The sequence below is a fragment of the Nonomuraea sp. NBC_00507 genome (assembly GCF_036013525.1).
Lineage (GTDB): Bacteria > Actinomycetota > Actinomycetes > Streptosporangiales > Streptosporangiaceae > Nonomuraea.
The window spans coordinates 5,656,273-5,675,929 of sequence record NZ_CP107853.1 but is presented as its reverse complement, the minus strand read 5'-3'; the positions used below and the strand labels follow the sequence as shown (position 1 = coordinate 5,675,929).

The 19,657-nt window shown below is 69.6% G+C and carries 18 protein-coding genes; 12 read left to right on the top strand and 6 right to left on the bottom strand.

Features of this window, described 5'->3' with window-relative positions; all coding sequences use genetic code 11:
* Window positions 1–18 precede the first annotated feature (18 nt).
* Window positions 19–2,028, top strand: a complete 2,010-nt coding sequence (locus OHA25_RS27615; RefSeq protein WP_327590363.1) for a catalase — start codon at window positions 19–21, stop codon at window positions 2,026–2,028.
* A 94-nt stretch (window positions 2,029–2,122) separates the two neighbouring features.
* Here OHA25_RS27615 and hrpA read toward each other — a convergent pair whose 3' ends face one another.
* Complete coding sequence (hrpA, locus tag OHA25_RS27610) at window positions 2,123–5,998, bottom strand: ATP-dependent RNA helicase HrpA (RefSeq protein ID WP_327590362.1); 3,876 nt, start codon at window positions 5,996–5,998, stop codon at window positions 2,123–2,125.
* A 127-nt stretch (window positions 5,999–6,125) separates the two neighbouring features.
* Window positions 6,126–6,530, bottom strand: coding sequence for a YbaB/EbfC family nucleoid-associated protein (locus tag OHA25_RS27605; protein WP_327590361.1), 405 nt, complete (start codon window positions 6,528–6,530; stop codon window positions 6,126–6,128).
* A 164-nt stretch (window positions 6,531–6,694) separates the two neighbouring features.
* Between OHA25_RS27605 and OHA25_RS27600 the strand changes: the two genes are divergently transcribed.
* Window positions 6,695–7,000: a hypothetical protein gene (locus OHA25_RS27600; protein WP_327590360.1), complete on the top strand. Its 306-nt coding sequence runs from the start codon at window positions 6,695–6,697 to the stop codon at window positions 6,998–7,000.
* A 77-nt stretch (window positions 7,001–7,077) separates the two neighbouring features.
* Complete coding sequence (locus tag OHA25_RS27595) at window positions 7,078–7,764, top strand: hypothetical protein (protein WP_327590359.1); 687 nt, start codon at window positions 7,078–7,080, stop codon at window positions 7,762–7,764.
* 5 nt (window positions 7,765–7,769) lie between these two features.
* Here OHA25_RS27595 and ppgK read toward each other — a convergent pair whose 3' ends face one another.
* Entirely contained in the window at window positions 7,770–8,486 is a 717-nt protein-coding gene (ppgK, locus tag OHA25_RS27590) for a polyphosphate--glucose phosphotransferase (protein WP_327590358.1), read from the bottom strand.
* A 122-nt stretch (window positions 8,487–8,608) separates the two neighbouring features.
* Here ppgK and OHA25_RS27585 point away from each other — a divergent pair, with 122 nt between their 5' ends.
* Entirely contained in the window at window positions 8,609–9,763 is a 1,155-nt protein-coding gene (locus OHA25_RS27585) for a TIGR03118 family protein (RefSeq protein ID WP_327590357.1), read from the top strand.
* 136 nt (window positions 9,764–9,899) lie between these two features.
* Here the strand turns inward: OHA25_RS27585 and OHA25_RS27580 are convergent, their stop codons facing one another.
* On the bottom strand, window positions 9,900–10,478 hold the full coding sequence (locus OHA25_RS27580; RefSeq protein ID WP_327590356.1) for an HAD family hydrolase: 579 nt from the start codon (window positions 10,476–10,478) through the stop codon (window positions 9,900–9,902).
* Between the two features lie 108 nt (window positions 10,479–10,586).
* Between OHA25_RS27580 and OHA25_RS27575 the strand changes: the two genes are divergently transcribed.
* From OHA25_RS27575 to OHA25_RS27565, 3 genes are read left to right on the top strand one after another with little or no spacing between them, the layout of a single operon-like run.
* Window positions 10,587–11,405, top strand: a complete 819-nt coding sequence (locus OHA25_RS27575) for a DUF4253 domain-containing protein (RefSeq protein ID WP_327590355.1) — start codon at window positions 10,587–10,589, stop codon at window positions 11,403–11,405.
* A 30-nt stretch (window positions 11,406–11,435) separates the two neighbouring features.
* Window positions 11,436–12,953: a hypothetical protein gene (locus tag OHA25_RS27570; protein ID WP_327590354.1), complete on the top strand. Its 1,518-nt coding sequence runs from the start codon at window positions 11,436–11,438 to the stop codon at window positions 12,951–12,953.
* Window positions 12,950–13,369: a hypothetical protein gene (locus tag OHA25_RS27565; RefSeq protein ID WP_305922276.1), complete on the top strand. Its 420-nt coding sequence runs from the start codon at window positions 12,950–12,952 to the stop codon at window positions 13,367–13,369. Before OHA25_RS27570 ends, OHA25_RS27565 begins: the two co-directional genes overlap by 4 nt.
* 302 nt (window positions 13,370–13,671) lie before the next feature.
* On the opposite strand, the gene OHA25_RS27560 is transcribed toward OHA25_RS27565, so the two are convergent.
* Window positions 13,672–14,517 (bottom strand): SAM-dependent methyltransferase, encoded by an 846-nt coding sequence (locus tag OHA25_RS27560; RefSeq protein ID WP_327590353.1) that lies wholly within the window; start codon window positions 14,515–14,517, stop codon window positions 13,672–13,674.
* Window positions 14,518–14,700: 183 nt separating this feature from the next.
* Window positions 14,701–15,957 (bottom strand): Scr1 family TA system antitoxin-like transcriptional regulator, encoded by a 1,257-nt coding sequence (locus OHA25_RS27555; protein WP_327590352.1) that lies wholly within the window; start codon window positions 15,955–15,957, stop codon window positions 14,701–14,703.
* Between the two features lie 220 nt (window positions 15,958–16,177).
* Here OHA25_RS27555 and OHA25_RS27550 point away from each other — a divergent pair, with 220 nt between their 5' ends.
* Genes OHA25_RS27550 through OHA25_RS27530 form a run of 5 tightly spaced genes read left to right on the top strand, consistent with a single transcriptional unit; the run spans window position 16,178 to window position 19,657 of the window.
* Window positions 16,178–16,885 carry a hypothetical protein gene (locus OHA25_RS27550; RefSeq protein WP_327590351.1) on the top strand — a complete coding sequence of 236 codons (708 nt, stop codon included), beginning with the start codon at window positions 16,178–16,180 and terminating at the stop codon, window positions 16,883–16,885.
* Window positions 16,882–17,514 carry a hypothetical protein gene (locus tag OHA25_RS27545; RefSeq protein WP_327590350.1) on the top strand — a complete coding sequence of 211 codons (633 nt, stop codon included), beginning with the start codon at window positions 16,882–16,884 and terminating at the stop codon, window positions 17,512–17,514. The genes OHA25_RS27550 and OHA25_RS27545 overlap by 4 nt, the downstream gene beginning before the upstream one ends.
* 12 nt (window positions 17,515–17,526) lie before the next feature.
* A complete protein-coding gene (locus OHA25_RS27540; protein WP_327590349.1) occupies window positions 17,527–17,715 on the top strand; it encodes a hypothetical protein in 189 nt (62 codons plus the stop codon).
* Between the two features lie 23 nt (window positions 17,716–17,738).
* Window positions 17,739–18,491 (top strand): maleate cis-trans isomerase family protein, encoded by a 753-nt coding sequence (locus OHA25_RS27535; protein ID WP_327590348.1) that lies wholly within the window; start codon window positions 17,739–17,741, stop codon window positions 18,489–18,491.
* Window positions 18,488–19,657 (top strand): FAD-dependent oxidoreductase, encoded by a 1,170-nt coding sequence (locus OHA25_RS27530; RefSeq protein ID WP_305922267.1) that lies wholly within the window; start codon window positions 18,488–18,490, stop codon window positions 19,655–19,657. Before OHA25_RS27535 ends, OHA25_RS27530 begins: the two co-directional genes overlap by 4 nt.

Below are 19,657 nucleotides of genomic sequence, written 5' to 3'. Positions count from 1 at the left end.
CCTTAAGGGGGATTTTTCATGCAACCGGAGCGTGACGCGAAGGACCGCCAGCTCGACGCCACCCGTGTGCCGCTGGACGACCGCAATCTGACCACGGACCAGGGCATCCCGGTCGACGACACCGACAACTCGCTGAAGGCGGGCACCCGCGGTCCCACGCTCATGGAGGACTTCCACTTCCGCGAGAAGATCACCCGCTTCGACCACGAGCGCATCCCCGAGCGCGTGGTCCACGCCAGGGGCGCCGGCGCGTATGGGATCTTCGAGCTGTACGAGCCGCTCGGCGACCTGACCACGGCCGCATTCCTCAACGACACCTCGGCCAAGACGCCGACCTTCGTGCGCTTCTCCACCGTGGCCGGCTCGCGCGGCTCGGCCGACACCGTCAGGGACGTGCGCGGGTTCGCCACCAAGTTCTACACCACACAGGGCAACTACGACCTCGTCGGCAACAACTTCCCGGTCTTCTTCATCCAGGACGGCGTCAAGTTCCCCGACTTCGTGCACGCGGTCAAGCCCGAGCCGCACAACGAGATCCCGCAGGCGCAGTCGGCGCACGACACGTTCTGGGACTTCGTGCAGCTCCAGCCCGAGTCGCTGCACATGGTCATGTGGCTGATGTCCGATCGGGCGATCCCGCGCAGCTTCCGGATGATGCAGGGGTTCGGGGTGCATACGTTCCGGCTGGTGAACGCCTCGGGGCAGGGCACGTTCGTCAAGTTTCACTGGCGGCCGGTGCTGGGGACGTACTCGCTGGTGTGGGACGAGGTGCTGCGCATCCAGGGCAACGACCCCGACTACAACCGCCGCGACCTGTGGGAGGCGATCGAGCGCGGCGCCTATCCCGAGTACGAGCTGTGCGTGCAGCTCGTCCCCGAGTCGCGCGAGCACGACTTCGACTTCGACCTGCTCGACCCCACCAAGATCATTCCTGAGGAGGTGGTGCCGCTGCGGCCCATCGGCAAGATGACGCTCAACCGCAACCCGCAGAACTTCTTCGCCGAGACCGAGCAGGTCGCCTTCCACACCGCCAACGTCGTGCCCGGCATCGACTTCAGCAACGACCCGCTGCTGCAGGCCAGGAACTTCTCCTACCTCGACACCCAGCTCCTGCGGCTGGCCGGTCCCAACTTCCCGCAGATCCCCATCAACCGTCCTCTGGCCGCGGTCCGCAACGACCAGCGCGACGGCTTCCACCAGCACATGATCCACGAGTCCCAGACGAGCTACGCGCCCAACTCCATCAGCGGCGGCCACCCGGGCGCCGCCGACGGTTACCGGCACTACCAGGAGAAGGTGGAAGGCAGCAAGATCCGGATGCGCAGCCCCAGCTTCCAGGACCACTACAGCCAGGCCACCCTGTTCTGGAACAGCATGGCCGGCTGGGAGAAGCAGCACATCGTGGCGGCCTTCCTGTTCGAGCTGGGCCACGTGGAGCGCTCCCCCATCAAGGAAGCCGTGGTGAACCATCTGGGCAAGATCCACCCGGACCTGGCCACCCAGGTCGCCGACGGCCTCGGCCTCCCCGCGCCCGCCGTGTCCGCGGTCCATGCCAACGCCTCCCCCGCCCTCAGCATGACGAACCAGCCGCGCAGCGTCGCCACCCGCAAGATCGCCATCCTTATGGCCGACGGCACGGACGCGGCGGCGGTCACGAGCCTGCGGCGGGAGCTCGAGGATCAGGGGGCGATCTGCGAGGTGGTGGCCCCCTTCGAGGGCAGCGTCGGCGGCCTGCCGGTGGACCGGCAGCTCAGCGCGGCGAACTCGGTGCTGTACGACGCGGTGGTGGCCGCCGACGGGGCGAACCTGGCCACGGTCGGGCGGGCGCAGTTCTTCGTCAAGGAGGCGTTCAGGCACAAGAAGGCCATCGGGGCGGTGGGCTCGGGCCGCCTGCTCATCGAGGCGGCGCACCTGCCCAACGAGGTCGGGGTCGTGATGGGGGACGGGAACGACATCGCGAAGGAGTTCGCGGAGGCGGTGGCGGGGCATCGCTTCTACACGCGGGACGTGTTCAGCGTGCCGGCGTGAAATCCGTGGCGCGGGCTCACGGCCCGCGCACGGCACGCGATCTATCGGAGGCGATCGTCGATGGCCGCCGACTTCGAGCTCGACACCTCGATCTTCATGGTGTGAGCTTCTCCATCGCCTTAGTGATCCGCTTCTCCGACACCGGCGTAGGCGTCCCCAGCGTCTGCGCGAAGAAGCTCACCCTCAGCTCCTCGATCATCCACCGGATCTCCACCACGTCCGGATCCCCCCGCCGCGCCGGATGCAGCTTCTCCAGCAGGTCGTGGTAGTCGTCCTCGACCTTGTGCACCCGGTCCATCCATTCCTGGTCACGCCAGGGCTCCTCGGGGAGCTTGGTCAGGCGGCGGTCGATCGCTCGGATGTAGCGAAGGAGGTCGGAGAGCCGCCGGTAGCCGGTGGCCGTGACGAAACCCGGGTAGACGAGCTTGCCCAACTGGTCCCGGATGTCGTCGGTGGAGGCGCTCGCGCGCAACGCGTCGAGGCGGGCGCCGGCCTCGTGCCAGACCGCCAGGATCTGCTCCACCCTGCCGAGCACGTCCGCTGCCGCGTCGTACACATGAGCGCGCACATGCTGGTAGAGGCGGTCGAAGGCGACCGGGTCCCAGGCGGGACCGCCGACGTCGAGCATGAGCTTGTCCACGGCCGCGTTGATCACGTCGTCGAACAGCGCCACCGCCCCGCCGTGCGGGCTGCGTGACAGGGCCAGCTTGGCCTGGTTGGACAGGCCGCCGAGCAGGGACTTGGCCGGGTTGGTGACGTTGAGGAGCAGCAGGCGGCGGACGCCGGGCCAGTGGGAGCGGCGCTGCTCGGCCTCCGTCTCGAAGATCTTGATCGAGACCGAGTCGCCCGCGTCCACCAGCGCCGGATAGCCCTTCATCCGGCCCTGCTCGAAGACCTTCGGCAGGCGGCCGAAGCTCCACGTGTGCAGTCCCGTCTGCTCCAGGTCGTCGCCGGCCTGGGACAACGTCTGGCGCAGGCGCGGCGCGAGGCGGCGCTTGAGCGCGTCGAGGTCCTTGTCCTCGGCCACCGTGCGCTTGCGCTCGTCGATCACCCGGTACGTGATGCGCAGGTGGTCCGGCACCTGGTCCAGCTGCCAGGCCTCGCGCGGCACGCGTACGCCCGTGAGCCGCAGCAGCTCGCGCTCCACGGCCGCCAGCAGCGGCTCCCCGCCCTGCTGGACCCCGGCCAGCACCTGCTTGGCGTAGTTGGGGGCAGGCACGAAGTTGCGGCGCAGGTTTTTCGGCAGCGACCGGATCAGCGCGGTGATCAGCTCTTCGCGCAGTCCCGGGATCTGCCAGTCGAAGCCGTCGGAGTTGACCTGGTTGAGCACCTGGAGCGGCACGTGCACGGTCACGCCGTCGGCGTTTGCTCCCGGCTCGAACTGGTAGGTCAGCTTCATCCGCTGGCCCAGTTGTTTCCAGGTGTCGGGGTAGTCGCGGGCGCTGATGTCGGCGCCCTCGTTGACCAGCATCTCCGGCGAGAACGTCAGCAGGTCCGGCGTCTCCCGCCCGGCCTTCTTCCACCAGGAGTCGAAGTGCCGGGCGGAGACCACGTCGGCGGGCACCCGCTGGTCGTAGAAGTCGAACAGCGCCTCGTCGTCCACCAGGATGTCCCGGCGGCGGGCGCGGTTTTCCAGCTCCTCGACCTCCTCCAGGAGCCTGCGGTTGTCCTTGAGGAAGCGGTGGTGGGTGTCCCAGTCGCCCTCGACCAGCGCGTGCCGGATGAACAGCTCGCGCGACAGGTCGGGGTCGATGCGGCCGTAGTTGACCTTGCGGCCGACGACGAGCGGCACGCCGTAGAGAGTGACCTTCTCCAGCGCGATCACCGCGCCCTGGTTCTTCTCCCAGTGCGGCTCGGAGTAGGTGCGTTTGACCAGGTGCTGGGCGAGCGGCTCGACCCAGTCGGGCTCGATCTTGGCGTTGACCCGGGCCCAGAGGCGGGAGGTCTCGACCAGCTCGGCCGACATGACCCACTGCGGCTGCTTCTTGGCCAGCGTGGAGCCGGGGAAGATGGCGAAGCGGGCGTTGCGGGCGCCGATGTATTCCTGGATCGGCCGGCGGCCGTCGGCGCCGCGCTTTTCCATGACGTCCTTGACGCCGATGTGCGACAGCAGCCCGACCAGCAGGGACGCGTGCACGTGGCGAGGGTCGGCCGGGCCGCTGTTGAGCTGGGCGCCCAGCGTCTGGCGCAGCTGGCTGTAGATGTCCTGCCACTCGCGCACGCGCAGGTAGTTGAGGAACTCCGCCTTGCAGAGCCGCCTGAAGGCGCTGGAGGACAGCTCCTCCTGCTTGTCGCGCAGGTAGTTCCACAGGTTGAGGTAGGCCAGGAAGTCCGACTCGGGGTCGGCGAAGCGGCGGTGCTTCTCGTCGGCCTGCTGCTGCTTGTCGGCAGGGCGCTCGCGCGGGTCCTGGATGGACAGGGCGGCGGCGATCACCATGACCTCGCGCAGGCAGCCGTTCTTCTCCGCCTCCAGCACCATGCGGCCCAGGCGGGGGTCCACCGGCAGGTTCGCCAGCTTGCGGCCGACGGGGGTGAGCTTGCTGTGCGCGTCGAAGGCGCCCAGCTCATGCAGCAGGCTGACGCCGTCCTTGACCTGGCGGCGGTCCGGCGGCTCGACGAACGGGAACGCCTCGATGTCGCCGAGCCCGATGGAGGTCATCTGCAGGATGACGGAGGCCAGGTTGGTTCGCAGGATCTCCGGGTCGGTGAACTCGGGCCGGCTGAGGAAGTCCTCCTCCTCGTAGAGCCGGATGCAGATGCCGTCGGAGGTGCGCCCGGAGCGGCCCTTGCGCTGGTTGGCGCTGGCCTGGGAGATGGCCTCGATGGGGAGGCGCTGCACCTTGGTGCGGTGACTGTAGCGGGAGATGCGCGCGTAACCCGGATCGACGACGTATTTGATGCCAGGCACCGTGAGCGAGGTCTCGGCCACGTTGGTGGCCAGGACGATGCGCCGGCCGGTGTGGCGCTGGAAGACGCGGTGCTGCTCGGCGGCGCTGAGGCGGGCGTAGAGCGGGAGGATCTCGGTGTTGCGGAAGTCGGCCTTGGTCAGGGCGTCGGCGGCGTCTCGGATCTCCCGCTCGCCGGAGAGGAACACGAGGATGTCGCCGGGGCCCTCGGAGATGAGCTCCTGACAGGCGTTCACGATGCCCTGCGTCTGGTCGTCGTCCTCGTCGAGCGGCCGGTAACGCACCTCGACGGGATAGGTGCGGCCGGAGACCTCGACGATCGGCGCGTCGCCGAAGTGGCGGGAGAACCGCTCGGGGTCGATCGTGGCGCTGGTGATGATGACCTTGAGGTCCGGCCGTTGGGGCAGGAGCTGTTTCAGGTAGCCGAGGATGAAGTCGATGTTGAGGCTGCGCTCGTGGGCCTCGTCGATGATCAGCGTGTCATATTGGTCGAGCATGCGGTCGTTCTGCAGCTCGGCCAGCAGGATGCCGTCGGTCATCAGCTTGACCAGGGTGCGCTCGCTCGCCTGGTCGGTGAAGCGGACCTTGTAGCCGACCACCTCGCCCAGGCCGGTGCCGAGCTCTTCGGCGATGCGCTCGGCGACCGTGCGGGCGGCGATGCGGCGGGGCTGCGTGTGGCCGATCAGCCCGCGTACGCCCCGGCCCAGCTCCAGGCAGATCTTGGGGATCTGGGTGGTCTTGCCGGACCCCGTCTCACCGGCGATGATCACGACCTGGTGGTCGCGGATGGCCGCGAGGATGTCGTCCTTACGCTGTGAGACCGGCAGGTTTTCCGGATATCTCACCTGCGGCACGGCTTCGCGGCGGCGTATCAGTCGCTGCTCGGCCCGCTCCACGTCGGCGAGGATCTCCGCAGCGATCTTGTCGCGGGCGTCGCGGGAGCGCACCCGGCGCATGCCGTCGAGCCTGCGCCGCAGCCGCCGCTGGTCGCGCGGCATGAGCTCGGGCAGGCGGGACTGAAGCTCGGCGAGTGAAGAGGACGAGGACAAGGAAGGCGTTCCCATACTGCTTTCAGGATATTTGAGCCCGGCTTCCCCGGAGCCAACCGCCCATGGTGCCCGATCGCGCCGCCCGCGCGCATCCCAATATCCCGTCGGAGCGCCGATCAGCCGGTCGGGGACCTCCCCTGGATCAGCGCGGCGGGAGGGAGGAGAGGAACGCCGACTGGATGGCGTCCAGGCCACGGCCGACGTCGCGGATGTCGAAGGAGGGCCGCACCCCGCCCTGGGCCGCCGCGAGCCGCTCCTCCAGTTGCCCGCGGGCCGAGAGCTGGGCCGCACGCACCGCCGCCACGACCGCCTCGGCCAGCTCGTCGCTGCCCATCGAGCGCAGCAGGCGCGGATCCAGGCGGATCTCGCGCAGGAGACCGTCGGACTCCACCGCGGCCCGGATCTTCCCGCCGGCGGACGTTCCCTCCCCAGTGACCTCTTCGAGCCCGTTCATCGCCTGCACCAACGTCGCCATGGCCTCGTCCGCGCGCCGGGCGATCTTCTCCAGCTCCTCTGGCGTGACAGCGGCCGGATCGAAGTCGGACATGCCATGACCTCCCTGTTCGTCGATATGACCTGGGAGTCGATCAAGACTCACTGAACCGGCCGCCAGCGAACGGTTTCTCGCCGGTGAACATCCGATGAACCCGACGATCATCGCCTCTTCGGCGACAAAGATGGCTTTCGACGCAATATTGCTGAAGGAGCGACATGTCCAGCCCGCAGGACACAAGGTTCATCACCTCTCGCACCATCGACACGATGAGCGAGCGCTACAAGGACATCGGGGACGACTTCAAGAGGAGCGCTGACCGCGCCTGGGACACCGACCTCATCGAAGCGTTCGGCGAGATGTTCCGGGACATACTCTCCCAGACTTACTACAAGGCGCAGATGGGCTGCCAGGATGCCCTTCGGGACGGCGCCATCGCCTCTCATGGCATCTCCGAGAGCCTGGCCACCTGCGCCCATAACTGGCGCACGGCCGAGCAGGCCAGCATCGTGGACTACCGGTAATGGCCGGCGTGCCCCCGCAGACCCTCATGACACTCAGGCACCTGGAGGTGTTGGGGGGCGTTCCCATGGTGGGGCTCATGTACCTGTTGACCCTCGGGATGGACGACGACAAGGTCTCGGAGGTCGCCAAGATCTGGAAGCAACTGGCCAGGGACCTCGACACCCCCGTCGAGCTGCTTGACCGCATTCCCGCCGCGTCGAGGCAGGGCTGGATCGCCGACGACCAGCGGGAGTTCTCCCGGGTGACGGGCGAGATGCACGCCGGCACCGAGGCCCTGCGCGACTCGCTCGACAAGGTGGGAGACAGCCTCGAAGCCGTGGTGTTCGCCTTCCGGCTCTTCAAGGGGGCGATGGTGACCCTCGGCGCTGTGCTCATCCCGCCGATCACAGCCCTTGTCCCGATGGCGCTGGTGCCCGCGACCGCCGCGCAGGCCCATGCGTCGCTGAGGTGGCTGGCGTACGCCGCGGACAAGGCGGTGACCGTGATGATCGGGGCGCTCTGGGCGTCCGTCGCGGCGCAGCTGGCCGCGATCGGCATCATGAAGTGGGAGCAGCGGCAGCTGGACCAGCTGGCCGACTTCCACTTCCCCGACGGCGTGCCCAGCTCGAGGCTGCAGGACGTGGACTTCGCCCACGTGAAGATCGACGCCAGGAAGTTCCCCACCTTCCAGCCCCCTGACCGAGGCGACGAGCTGCCTGACGCGGCGAAGGACTTCGCGTGGGTCGCCCCGGCCAAGCCGGCTGCCGAGCCGTCCGAGGACTGAACCGGTCAGGAGGCCGCCGCGAGAGCCGCCCCGATGATGCCCGCCTCGTTCTGGAGCGCGGCGGGCACCACGGGCGTGTCGAGCGTGATGTGCGGCAGGAACCTGTCCGCCTTCTTGCTCGCTCCCCCGCCGATCACGATCAGCGAGGGCGAAAAGAGCATCTCGACGTGCTCCAGGTATTGCTGCACCCGCTCGGCCCAATGCTCCCAGCTCAGGTCGTGCTCCTGGCGGGCCCGGTCCGAGGCCCGGTGCTCGGCGTCCTTGCCGTGCAGCTCCAGGTGCCCCAGCTCGGTGTTGCGCACCAGCGTCCCGTCGGTGAACAGCGCGCTGCCGATCCCCGTGCCGAACGTCAGCACGAGCACGGTCCCCCGCCTCCCGCGGCCCTCGCCGAAGGTCATCTCGGCCATGCCGGCCGCGTCGGCGTCGTTGAGCACGGTCGCGCCGCCGAACAACGCGGCCGCGTCCACGCCGATCCAGGAACGGGCCACGTTGGCGGCCGAACGCACGACGCCGTCCACGACGACGCCGGGGAACGTCACGCCGACAGGACCGCTCCAGTGGAAATGCTCGACGATCGACGACACCACATGAGCCACGTCATCGGGCTTGGACGGCTGCGGCGTGGGGATGCGCAGACGCTCCTCGGCCAGCCGGCCCGCCTCGGTGTCCACAGGGGCGCCCTTGATGCCCGAACCGCCGATGTCGATGCCCAACACGTTCATGCTTTTCCCTCTCCCCCGCATGTCGCGGGGAAACTCGTGTACCGATATTTCCGACACCCGGCTGAACCGGCCTCCCGCCCTCCGCGTATCTCGCGTCACAAGCGCTAACTAGGAGGCAACGGATGCGGCCACGCATCATCACACTCTGCGCTGTTGCGGTCGTCTTGGGAGCGACTCTCACCACTCCCGCACACGCCACCACCAGGACTCGTTTCGACGTCATCAACCTTGTGTCGGACGTTCAGGGCAAAGCCCCGGTCACCGACCCCAAGGTCGTCAACCCGTGGGGCCTGGCCATGGGCAAGACTCTGTGGGTCTCCAACACGGGCACCGGCACCGCCACCGTCTACTCCGGCACCGGCAAGAAGGAGCAGACCGAGGTGTGGATCCCCGGCGGAGCCCCCACCGGCCAGGTGTTCAACCCCGGCGAGGGCTTCACCGTGAAGGGCAAGCCCGCCACATTCATCTTCTCCAGCCCGAGCGGCGCCATCACCGGATGGAACGCCGAGGTCGACCCGAAGAACGCGATCATAGCGGCGTTCACCCGCGGGGCCGACTACAAGGGCCTGGAGCTCGTCCAGACCGAGGACGAGGCATTCCTGCTGGCCCCCGACTTCGCCGGCGGCCGCATCCACGCCTTCGACGAGGACTTCCGGCGCATCCGCCTGGCCCGCTGGCAGTTCCAGGACGGGGCCCTCCCCGACGGCTACCACCCGTACAACGTCGCGGTGGCCAACGGCAACATTTGGGTGTCCTACGCGCTGCGTGACCCGGCCACCGGCAAGCCGGTCTTCGGCAGGGGCAAGGGCTTCGTCAGCCGCTTCAACGCCTCCGGCCGCCTGACGGGCCGCATCTCCCGCACCGGGCTCAACGCCCCTTGGGGCCTGACGGCCGCGCCGCAGGGCTGGGGCCCGTACGCCGGCTCGCTGCTGGTCGGCAACTTCGGCGACGGCACCGTGCACGCGTACAAGCAGGGCCGGCACCTGGGCTCGTTGCGCGACTCCAGCGGCAAGCCGATCGTGCTGCCGGGCCTGTGGGACCTGGAGCCGGGCACCGCGGCCACCGGCGGCGAGAAGGCCCTGTGGTTCTCCGCCGGCATCGACGGCACCAAGCACGGCCTGATCGGCGTCATCGCCCCGCAGGGCACGAAGCCGACGTCCACCGGGACGGGAACCGGAGCCAGCCCGTCGGCCTCGCCGACGCACCCGGCCGGCCACAAGTCGAGCGCCCCAGCTACTCAGCCGCCCTCCCAGAACAATCCGTACGGCGGGTACTGACCGGCGCTCTCGCGCCGCCGCCCCCGGCCAGGCGAGGAGCGCAGCTCGCCGACAGCAGGCCGGGGGCGGCGGTCCACCCGACGTTTCCGGCGCGGTTGGCGCGAGCCGCGCCGGAAACAACCACGTGCGCATCACGTCAGCCCAGCACCGCCGCCAGGTCCTGAATCGTCCGGTAGTGGACGCCGGTCATGCCGAGCGCCCTGGCCGCCTCCACGTTCGGGAGCCGGTCGTCGACGAACAGGCAGCGCTCGGCCGCAACCCCGGCGCGCTCCGCGGCGATCTCGTAGATCCGCCGGTCCGGCTTGGCCACGCCGACCCTGGCGCTGCTGACCAGGTCGTCGGCGAAGTAGGTGAGCCCCAGCCGGTCGAGGTGCTCCTCCACCGTGTCCATGGCGTTCGTCACGATGATCACGGGCACGTGCTGCTGGGCCCTGGCCAGCAGTTCCTTGACCTGCTCGTCCACCCAGAACGGCACCTCCATGAACTCGGCGACGGCCTGACGTGCGCGATCGTCCCCGCCGAGGGCGGCGACGATCGCCTCCGCCCACTGCGCCTCGGTGGCCTGGCCGAGGGTGGGAGGCAGGATCAGCTCGGGGTCGAAAGCGGTTTTCATGAGAGGCAGTCCGTAGCGAGCCTCGATGTCGGCCTGGACGGCGTGGTCGAAGTGGCGCAGCACGCCATCGAGGTCAGTCAGAACCGCGGCAAAGGGGATCACAGCCCCACATTCTCGCAGCAACGAATGTTTCGTGTACTGCTGACGGTGCCGGGGCGATCGGCCGCACTACCATCTCCGAGACAGGATTCGGTATCGGAACGGTAGGGCATGAACGATCACCGGCTGCCACGTGAGCTGTGCCAGCTGTTCCCCGACGGCGGCAGGGACCGCGTCCTGCCCGCCGCCCTGCCCGCGGGCGACGTGGTCTGGCCCGATCCCGGGTACGCGCGGCAGGGCGAGGCGCCCAGGCCGGCGTTCTGGATGAGCGCTGAGCCGGTCGGCGGCGCCGACTGGGCACGCCTGCGGGAGTGGCATCCGCACAGCGGGTTGTGGCCGGTGCTGCTGGACGAGTCGGCGCAGCCCTGGGCGGTCGGGCAGGTCGTGCCGGACGATCCACGCCAGATCGACCACTTCACCGCCGAGGGTTTCATGACCGAGGTGTGGCAGGAGTGGGTGGCGCGGATGCCGCAGGACGCGCTGGCCGAACTGGAGCCGTACGGCGCGATCTGCCCGGGCCTCGCGCCACCCGGCGTGCCGAAGGCCGACCCTGCGGCGGTCTCCGACTGGTACGCGGGCGAGCTGGCCGCCAGAGGCATGCCGCTCGGCCTGGTCGCGGCCGCCAGGGGCGCCGACGCGCTGGCGGTCATGGGCTGGCAGGGCGCGCTGCACCACAACGAGTGGATGGTGCCGATGGCCGCCGTGGTGCGCAGCTGGGAGGACAGGTTCGGGGCGCGCGTGGTGTGCGTCGGGTTCAACACACTGGAAATGAGCGTGGCCGCGCCGCCGGTCGACCTCGAGCACGCGTTACACGTGGCGGCCGAGCACTGGGCGTTCTGCCCCGACAACGTCGTCCAGGGACCCGGCGATCTCCAAGGCTACGCCGAGCAGATCATCGGCGGACACGCCTGGTCCTTCTGGTGGGACTGAATATCGTGTTTTACGCTACCTTTAGCTTTCGTGTCCTGGGGAGATCTGACGCCCGAGTTACTCCACTCCTCCGTCTGGGCCGACGGGCTGGTGGAGTCGGCGGGCATCCCCGTCTATGACATGCCGCTGGTGTCCGTAGGCGGTGGGCTGGGCTCGTTCACACTGGTGGACGTGCTGCGCATCCGCGGTGTCGCGGCGGCGGCCATGCGGGTGTTGTCGACCAGCGACGCGCCCTGGCAGACCTGGGAATACCTCACCCGCGTCTCGCAGCTGCCGGCCCACGAGCGCATCCGATCCGACGCGGGCGCGCGGCCCGACAACGTCTGGGGCTTCCCGTCGTACGCGGTGCAGGAGGCGTGGACAGAGCGCTCGGTCAAGCCGTTGCTCCAGGTCCTCACCGAGCCGGTCCTGGCCGACTTCTACGCGCCGAAGGCCGGGACGGTCATAGCGAGCGTGCGGCGTGAGGCCGACCGCATCGGCTACTGGGAGATGGTGGCCAAGGGCCAGGTACGCATGGTCAGGAAGCGGCTGGGCGGCGGCTATTTCACCGTGCTGACGCCGCCGTCGGGCACCGCGCAGACGAAGAGGGTGGTGCTGCGCTCCCATTACGTGCACCTGGCCGTCGGCTATCCGGGGTTGAAGTTCCTGGACGACCTGCAGGAGTTCCGGCAGCGGCAGGGGGAGCGCTATCGCGTCGTCAACGCCTACGAGCCGCACGAGCACGTCTATGACCAGCTGCGGAAGCGGCCCGGCGTGGTGGTCGTGCGCGGCGCCGGGATCGTGGCCTCGCGCGTGCTGCAGCGGCTCATGGACGACAGGGAGCGCTACAACCTGGGGACGCAGATCGTCCACCTCCTCCGCACCTACGTCACCGGGCCGCACGGGCCGCATGTGTTCATGCGGCGCAAGGGCGGCGACGGGTGGGCCTACCAGGCGTTCACCATGCCGAAGTCGGCGTTCGGCGGGCAGCTGAAGGCCCAGTTCCGCAAGGCGTCCCCCGAGCGGCGGGCCAAGCTGGCCGCGCTGGTCGCCGGCACCACCACCCCTAAGCTCGCCCGCTGGCAGGACCAGATGCACCGCGCCAGACAGGGCCGCTGGTATCACCCCGTGCAAGGCGTGGTCGACCGCATCGACCAGCATCCCGACGGCCGCCTGGTCACCTACACGCGCAGCGCGAACTCGGCGGGCATGCAGTACGTCTCCGACTTCATCATCGACTGCACCGGGCTCGAGGCCGACATGCCCGAGCACCGGGTGCTCGACGACCTGCTCAAGCACGGCGGCGCGCAGCCCAACAAGGCGGGGCGGCTGACCGTGGGCCGGAACTTCGAGGTGCTCGGCGCGGAAAGCGGTCACGGCGCGCTCTACGCCTCGGGCGCGGCCACCGCCGGCAACCACTTCCTGGCCGTGGACAGCTTCCTCGGCCTGCAGACCGCCGCCCTCGACATCGCCGACGACCTGACCAGGCGCGGGTTCTGCGAGGGGCTCGGCCCGCTCAGGTCGGTGTCCCAGTGGGTGAAGTGGGCGGCGAACAGGAGGCCTGCTTGATCCCCACACTGGCCGGGCGGGTGCAGACCCGCCTGTTCGTGCTGGCCACGGTGGGCGCGGTGCTGACCGCGCTGATCACGCCGTTGCTGCCGATGTCCTTCCCAGAGGCCTATCTCGTGCTGCTGGCCGTCGCCGTCACCGGGGTCGGCTGGGAGCTGCTCTACCACCTGCTCATGCAGTTCCGCTGGGACAAGGACTGGCCGACGATGTTCGGCCTGCTCACGGCCGTGCCGGAGGGTCTGGTCATGTGGATGCTGCTGGACGGCGGGCTTGTCCCGGGCGTCCAGGGGCCGGTGTCCTGGTGGGCGTTCGCGGTGATGTTCGCCTTCGTCTGGCTGGGCCAGTGGCTGTTCGTGAACGGGCCCATGCGGGTGCTGTTCGTCAAGTGGCGGCTTCGGGGGGGTCGCTTGGTGTGATCGATCGAAGGGGGAACTCATGGGCGGGGTCGCGTTAGCCCGGCCGCTGTACTTCTGGCTGGGCACGCGACCCGGGTCCGCTCGCGCGGCTCGGGGCTGTCCGCGGGCGTCGGCAAGTTCGGCGGCGTGGCCGTCACCGGCGTGCTGGTCGCAGGCGCCGCAGCGCCCTCCATCGGCACGACCGCGTTGCGGGGGCGGTGCCCCTCGTGCTGGCCGTGCCCGCGGTGCTGGCGTTCGGCGTCGAGCCGGCGCAGAGCCCGGCCGGCGAGCCGGCCAGGCTCCCTGCCGCGACCTGACCCGATTCACGGAATACAGGCCACGGCGCCGTAATTGCCGGACGAGCCCGGATCTTCAAGGCATGCGGTGTCGTGGCCGTTCGGCTGCCATTCCGGGACCCACACCAATCCCGGATCCACCAGCACCAGACCCTCGAGCAACGCCTCAACCTCCTCCCGGGTGCGAATCGCCTGCCCGGGCAGCGTCATCGCCAGCAGGTCGTGAATGGCCGGCAACAACTCCGGGGGAATGGCGTCGAACGTGGTCTGCAGTAATGACAGGTAGCTTCCTTCCGGCACCGCCTGCCTGATCCGCTTGATCACGTAATGGAAATACTCGTCGTCGTTGAGGCTGTGGGCCGACAGCAGCAGCACCGCCATGGGCCGGTCCCACTCCAGGAACGTCTGGACGACCCTGTCGTCGAGAACGTCGTCGATCTCGCGCACGTCGCCCTCTACGACGCGTACGAGGTCGGTGACGGGCTCGATGGTCGCCCGCGCCCCGGCCAGCACCATGGGGTCGCTCTCCACGTAAACGACTCGCGGGACCACCCGGGGCACGGAGGCGCCCAGGGCGTCACGGGCCACGTCATGCAGTTGCCCGCCCGCGGGCAGGCCGCTGGGGACGCCACTGCCGACGATCACGAACTGATCCACACCCTCGGTCGCCAGGTGACGGACCACACGGCAGAGATATTGGAGCACGGCCCGTGCGGCCGTCGTCGTGATGGGGGCGGCCTGATCGTAGCGGCGCATCACCTCTCTGTCCGCTACGAAGTTGTTCTTTCCACCCGCCGCGGCGTCGAGAATCCGGGTGACACTTGCTTGGGTCATCTCCAGCTTCGCCAGGTTTCGGATGGCACGCTGACGCATTGAGTGTTGCCCCTTTCCCCTCGCCCACTATCTCGGGAAAAGCTGATCCTTGCGGACCCCACTCGATGACCCAGACCATATGATCCTCGCTACTCACGAGAAGACAACACGAAAAGCCATTAGTTTTGGGTATATGTGCGTCACCGGCGTTCGCGCATAACGATCATTTACGAGGGAAAGAGATCACTTTCCGAGTGAACGCGAGAGCCTTTCGCGGTGGCAATTCAAGACCTCGACGGTCTCCTCGCGGGTGGTCGTCGTCACCGACAATCTCGTGAACGCCTGATGGTAGGCCTCCACCGCGCCGGTGTCGGTGACCAGCTCGTCGCCCTCGATGCCGTGCCTGCACGCGATGTCGGGCTCGAACGCCTCGGCGAAGCGCCAGAGCGTGAACGGGCCGGTGCGCGGCACGTAGGCCGGGTCTTCCATCGGCACCACGTGCAGCGAGACGTTGGGCCGCTTGGCGTGCTCCAGCAACACCTCCAGCTGCCGTAGCTGCACGTGCCCGCCGACGATCGAGCGCATCAGCACGCTCTCGTCGATCACCGCCCACACCACGACTCCGGTGTCCCTGGCCACGGCCTCCTGCCGGGCCAGCACGAGGGCCAGCGCCTCCTCGACCGTCGGCTGTCCCAAAGTCGCGGGTCCGGCCGCTGTGATCGCGGCCCTGGCGTAGTCCTCGGTCTGCAGCAGCGGAGGGACGAACTGGGTGTGGAAGGTGCGGATGAGCGTGGCCCGCTGCTCCAGCGCGTAGGTGGTGGCCAGCCACACCGGGATGGACTGCGCATCGTACCAGGCGGCCTCGCGTTCGCCCCTGGCCAGCGACAACACGTATTCGCGGATGGGCGGCGAGGCGATGCCATAGAGGGTGAGCAGGCGCTCCACGGTGATCGGCGCGGGGGCGATGCGGCCTTCCTCGACGGCGGGGATGGCCGCCGCGCCCTTGCCGATCGCGGTCTCGACCTGCTCCTCCGACAGCTGCGCGGACAGGCGCAGGCCGTGCAGCCGACGGCCGAGCGCCCGGCGCTGCGGCCCGCTCAGCGGCGTGGCGGCGTCGGGGATGTCGGGGGTGGGCTCGGGCTCGTCGGGAAGGCCCTCGGCCTTGCGGGCGAGCTCGACCACACCGCGCAGGACGGCCAGGGAGCTCTCCGACAGGCCGGAGGCGGACAATCCGATGGTCGCCGCCCGCAGCTGCAGGTCCTCAACGGCGCCCGACTCCAGGTGGTCGTCGCCGACCAGCCAGCCGACGCTCACCTGCAGGCAGGAGGCCAGCGCGCGGAGCACTTGGAGCGTCGGGTTGGTCTGCTTGCCGGTGCGCAACTGGCTGACGTAGGCACGGGTGATGGGGATGCCTGCCTCCGTCAGGGCGGAGGCGACCTGCGCGCCGGTGAAGCCGCGCTTGGTCAGCGCGAGATCGAGCCGCTCGGCGAAGTTCGCCACGGCACACCTCCTACTGCCCGTGAACTTTTCCAGCGTAAGGGACGCGAGCCCCACTGTCCCCTGCCATGCGGGCAAGCTCTGCCACGCGGGCAGCTATCAACTTATGCGGAAACTGTCAGTTGACATAGTCCCATGGAGAAGGGGACTATCGGAGCGTGTGGTAACTGAGGCTTAACAGCATGGCGGTTCTGGAGAGTTCCCGTCGAGGAGGTGGCCGGACATGACCATGGATTCCTGGTTCCTCAGCGATCCGGTCCCCGGACAGGAGCAAGTGGTCCAGCGCATCTGCTCCCGCGTGGCCGGTCCGGTGATCGGACCGGATGTGCACGTCGCGAGCCTGCCGCTGGGCGGAGTCCAGGTCTGGCTGGAGAGCCCCCGTCACCGTTGGCGCTTCTACCACCGGATGGCCCGCGAGTTGCGGCTGGCCGGCTGGCACACGGAGACGGGCCCGGATCGGCTGCTGTTGCTCGGGTGGAGCTCGGTGTGCCTGAGCCACCGCGCCAGAATGCTGGGCGCGGCCCTCGCGGGACGGCTGGCCCATTTCGACAAGACGGCGTTCATGGCCGTCATGATCGCCACCCGGCTGCGTCACCAGGGGTTCCCGGTGGAGGAGCTCCCGGCCGAGGTGGAAGCCCGCTGCGGCGACGCGTTGCGCTGGCCTGCCCGGCTGGCCGACCTCGACGGCCTCGAACGCAGGTCGTCGCTGGAACCGCTGAGGCTCAGGCTGGCCCAGGTGGCCGGACTGGAGGCCAAGGTGGGCCGCTGCTGCGGCGCGCATCTCGCACTCGCGTCGAAGGTCGCGCGGACGGTCGCCGGCGGTGCGGTGCCGGCCAGGTCACGCGCGAGCGGACCACGAGCCGGGCTGACGGAGCGCATGGTCTGCGTCAGCGTGCCCAACATGGCCATGAGCGCGGGAACGGCGCCATGACGCCGACCCTCCTTCGCGAGCACTCGACCTCGGCGGCACGGCCGCCGCGGCCGGTTCAGGGTGCCGCGATGATGTACGCGCCGCCGCCGGCTGACCATGGCCGGCGCGGTCTGCTCGTCCCCTGCGCGGGACTGGCGGCGGCGCCCTTGGCGCTGGCCCCGGCGCTTCCCCGCCCCCCCGGCACCGTGCGGCACGTGCCCGACCTAGTCGGTGCGGTGCTGTTGGCCAGCGCGGTAGCGGCTGGCGTGCTGGCCAACTCGAGGGGTAGCGCCTGGGGCCGGCTTTATGCCCTGGGTGGAGGCGTGCCGCCGGCTCGGCGCGCCTCCACGATCGGAGCCATCGGCACAGGGGTGGTGCTAGGTGGGGCGATCGGCGTGACAGGCGCCACGGTGCTGATCGGCCGGCTCCTTAAGGGGCCGGCGCCTGTGCACGCCGCTGTGCTGGTGGCCTTCCCGGCCGCCGTTCTGCTCGCCGCCACGGCGCTGGTGCGGGTCGCCGGGGCGTCGGGACGTGAGACCGGTCATCGATCTCAACGCGCGGCGGAAGAGGAGCCGGCGATGTCCGGCCGGCTCCTCGCCGGGCAGTGCGGACGATCCGCAAGCGACTCCCGAGTCGTCAACCCGCGATAGACAGGAGCGAAGATGCTCGCCGACGAGATGCACAGGTCACAACCACACGAAGTCCCCACGCGCGGTGCCCGGGCCGGCACGCCGCAGGACCGGGACGAGCAGACATCAGCGCGTACCGTGCATCGGCTGCGCCGCATCCGCCAAGTGTCCGTCCAGGCCATCACCGAGATCGACCAGGCGCTGCGGCACCGCGCCTCCTGATACCCCCTCTGGAGGACACCCCTATGCGCACCGGTTCGGCGCGCCGCGGCCGGGTGGGCGTGATCGTCGCGCCCGCGAACCCGTCGGCGGAGCCAGAGCTGACCCGCCTGCTCGGGTCGCGGGCCGACATGCATGTCGCCCGCCTTCCCGTACGGCGCAGGCTGCCCCTGGCCGAACGGCTGGAGGGTTACAACGACGACCTGCCCCTCATGGTCTCCGCGTTCGACGGCCTGCCGCTCAGCGCCATGGTCATGGCCTGCAGCGAACCTCGCTACCTGCTCGGCCCCGACGCGGACCGCGATCAGTGCGCCGAGCTGAGCGCCATGGCCGGGGTGCCGTTCGCCTCGGCCACGCTGGCCACGCGTGAGGCGCTGGATCACGTCGTGGTGGGCGACATCGTGCTGGTGTCGCCGTACCAGCCGTGGCTGACCGAGCTGGCCGAGCGGTTCTGGAAGTCCGCCGGCCTGAACGTCACCCGGGTGGTCCAGGTACGGGCCAAGGACGGCTACTCCTCGTACGCGGTCACCCCGGCCGAGCTGATCAACCAGGTCGAGCTGGCCGAGGTGCCGGGGGACGCGGTGCTGCTGTTCACCGGCACCGGCATGGCCACGCTGCCCGTGCTCGGCCCGCTCAGCGCCGGCAACGACCGGCTGCTGCTCACCTCCAACCTCTGCACGGCCTGGTGGGCCCTGTCCCACGCCGTCGGGCAGCACGTGAAGCTCGGCCGCGTGCCTTACCGCCGCCCGATGGCGGCGCAAGGGAGGCGGCCGGCATGAACGGCGTCATCGTGGTGGGAGCGGGGCCGGCGGGGCTGACCGCGGCGCTCTCCCTGGCCAGGGCGGGGATCCCGGTCACCGTCCTGGAACGCGAGAGCGAGCCGATCCGGCAGCCGCGGGCCTGCACCTTCCATCCGGCCACTTTGGACCTGCTCGACGAGCTCGGCGTGGCCGCGCAGCTCGTCGCCAAGGGCCGCGTGGTCGACCGGGTGCAGTGGCGGGACCGGTCGGGGATCGTGCTGGCCGAGATGGGCATGAACCGGCTGGACGGGCTGACCAGGCATCCGTTCAGGATCCACGCCGACCAGACCGCGCTCACGCCGCTGCTCCTGGCGGCGCTCAACGTCTACCCCGGCGTCGACGTGCGGTTCGGCACCCGCGTGGACGGTGTGGCGGAAGGCGGCACAGGGATCCGGGTCCGCGTCGGCCACACCTGGGCGCGGGCCCGGTACATGATCGCCGCCGACGGCGCGCACAGCACGGTGCGCGGGTCCCTGGGGCTGCCGTTTCCCAGGTCCGGGTACCCGACGCAGGCGTTGCGGGTGTTCACCGACTCGCCGCTGGACCGGCTGCTGCCCAGCTTGGCGCCGTTGACGTACGTGCGGGACGTGCAGCAGTCGTGCACGCTGCTCGCGCTGCCGGACCACTGGCGGATCATCTTCAAGATCCCCGTCGACTCGCACGAGCCGCTGTCCCCGGCGAACCTGTCGCTGCTGGTGCGCCGGTCCCTGCCGGGGGCCAGTGGGCCGATCCATGTGACGGGCGCGGACCGGTTCGGCCTGTCGAGGGGCGTGCTGACCTCGTACCGGTGCGGGCGGGTCATGTTCGTCGGCGACGCCGCGCACCTGACCTCCACCGTCGGCGGCCTGAACATGAACGCGGGAATCCACGACGCGGCCGAGGTCGGTCAGGTGATCGCGGCGGTGCTGGGCGGCTTCGCCCCGCCCGCGGCGCTGGAGGCGTGGGCCTGGCGGCGGCGCTCGGTGCTGATGCAGCGAGTGGTGCCGCGCGGGGAGACGCGGCTGGCAGGCGTGCGCGAGCACGACAGCGCCAGGCTGGCCGCGGCCATGGCGGGATTGCGGGCGATCGCCGGCGACCCCGACGCGACCCGGGCCTATCTGGCGCAGGCATCCCTCCTGGACATGACGGTGCCGGGGAAGACGTGA

Bases quoted from the DNA above. Each gene is read 5' to 3' on its own strand.
- OHA25_RS27615 (WP_327590363.1), top strand. From the start codon at position 19: ATGCAACCGGAGCGTGACGCGAAGGACCGCCAGCTCGACGCCACCCGT.
- hrpA (WP_327590362.1), bottom strand. From the start codon at position 5,998: ATGGGAACGCCTTCCTTGTCCTCGTCCTCTTCACTCGCCGAGCTTCAG.
- OHA25_RS27605 (WP_327590361.1), bottom strand. From the start codon at position 6,530: ATGTCCGACTTCGATCCGGCCGCTGTCACGCCAGAGGAGCTGGAGAAG.
- OHA25_RS27600 (WP_327590360.1), top strand. From the start codon at position 6,695: ATGTCCAGCCCGCAGGACACAAGGTTCATCACCTCTCGCACCATCGAC.
- OHA25_RS27595 (WP_327590359.1), top strand. From the start codon at position 7,078: ATGTACCTGTTGACCCTCGGGATGGACGACGACAAGGTCTCGGAGGTC.
- ppgK (WP_327590358.1), bottom strand. From the start codon at position 8,486: ATGAACGTGTTGGGCATCGACATCGGCGGTTCGGGCATCAAGGGCGCC.
- OHA25_RS27585 (WP_327590357.1), top strand. From the start codon at position 8,609: ATGCGGCCACGCATCATCACACTCTGCGCTGTTGCGGTCGTCTTGGGA.
- OHA25_RS27575 (WP_327590355.1), top strand. From the start codon at position 10,587: ATGAACGATCACCGGCTGCCACGTGAGCTGTGCCAGCTGTTCCCCGAC.
- OHA25_RS27560 (WP_327590353.1), bottom strand. From the start codon at position 14,517: ATGCGTCAGCGTGCCATCCGAAACCTGGCGAAGCTGGAGATGACCCAA.
- OHA25_RS27550 (WP_327590351.1), top strand. From the start codon at position 16,178: ATGACCATGGATTCCTGGTTCCTCAGCGATCCGGTCCCCGGACAGGAG.
- OHA25_RS27545 (WP_327590350.1), top strand. From the start codon at position 16,882: ATGACGCCGACCCTCCTTCGCGAGCACTCGACCTCGGCGGCACGGCCG.
- OHA25_RS27540 (WP_327590349.1), top strand. From the start codon at position 17,527: ATGCTCGCCGACGAGATGCACAGGTCACAACCACACGAAGTCCCCACG.
- OHA25_RS27535 (WP_327590348.1), top strand. From the start codon at position 17,739: ATGCGCACCGGTTCGGCGCGCCGCGGCCGGGTGGGCGTGATCGTCGCG.
- OHA25_RS27530 (WP_305922267.1), top strand. From the start codon at position 18,488: ATGAACGGCGTCATCGTGGTGGGAGCGGGGCCGGCGGGGCTGACCGCG.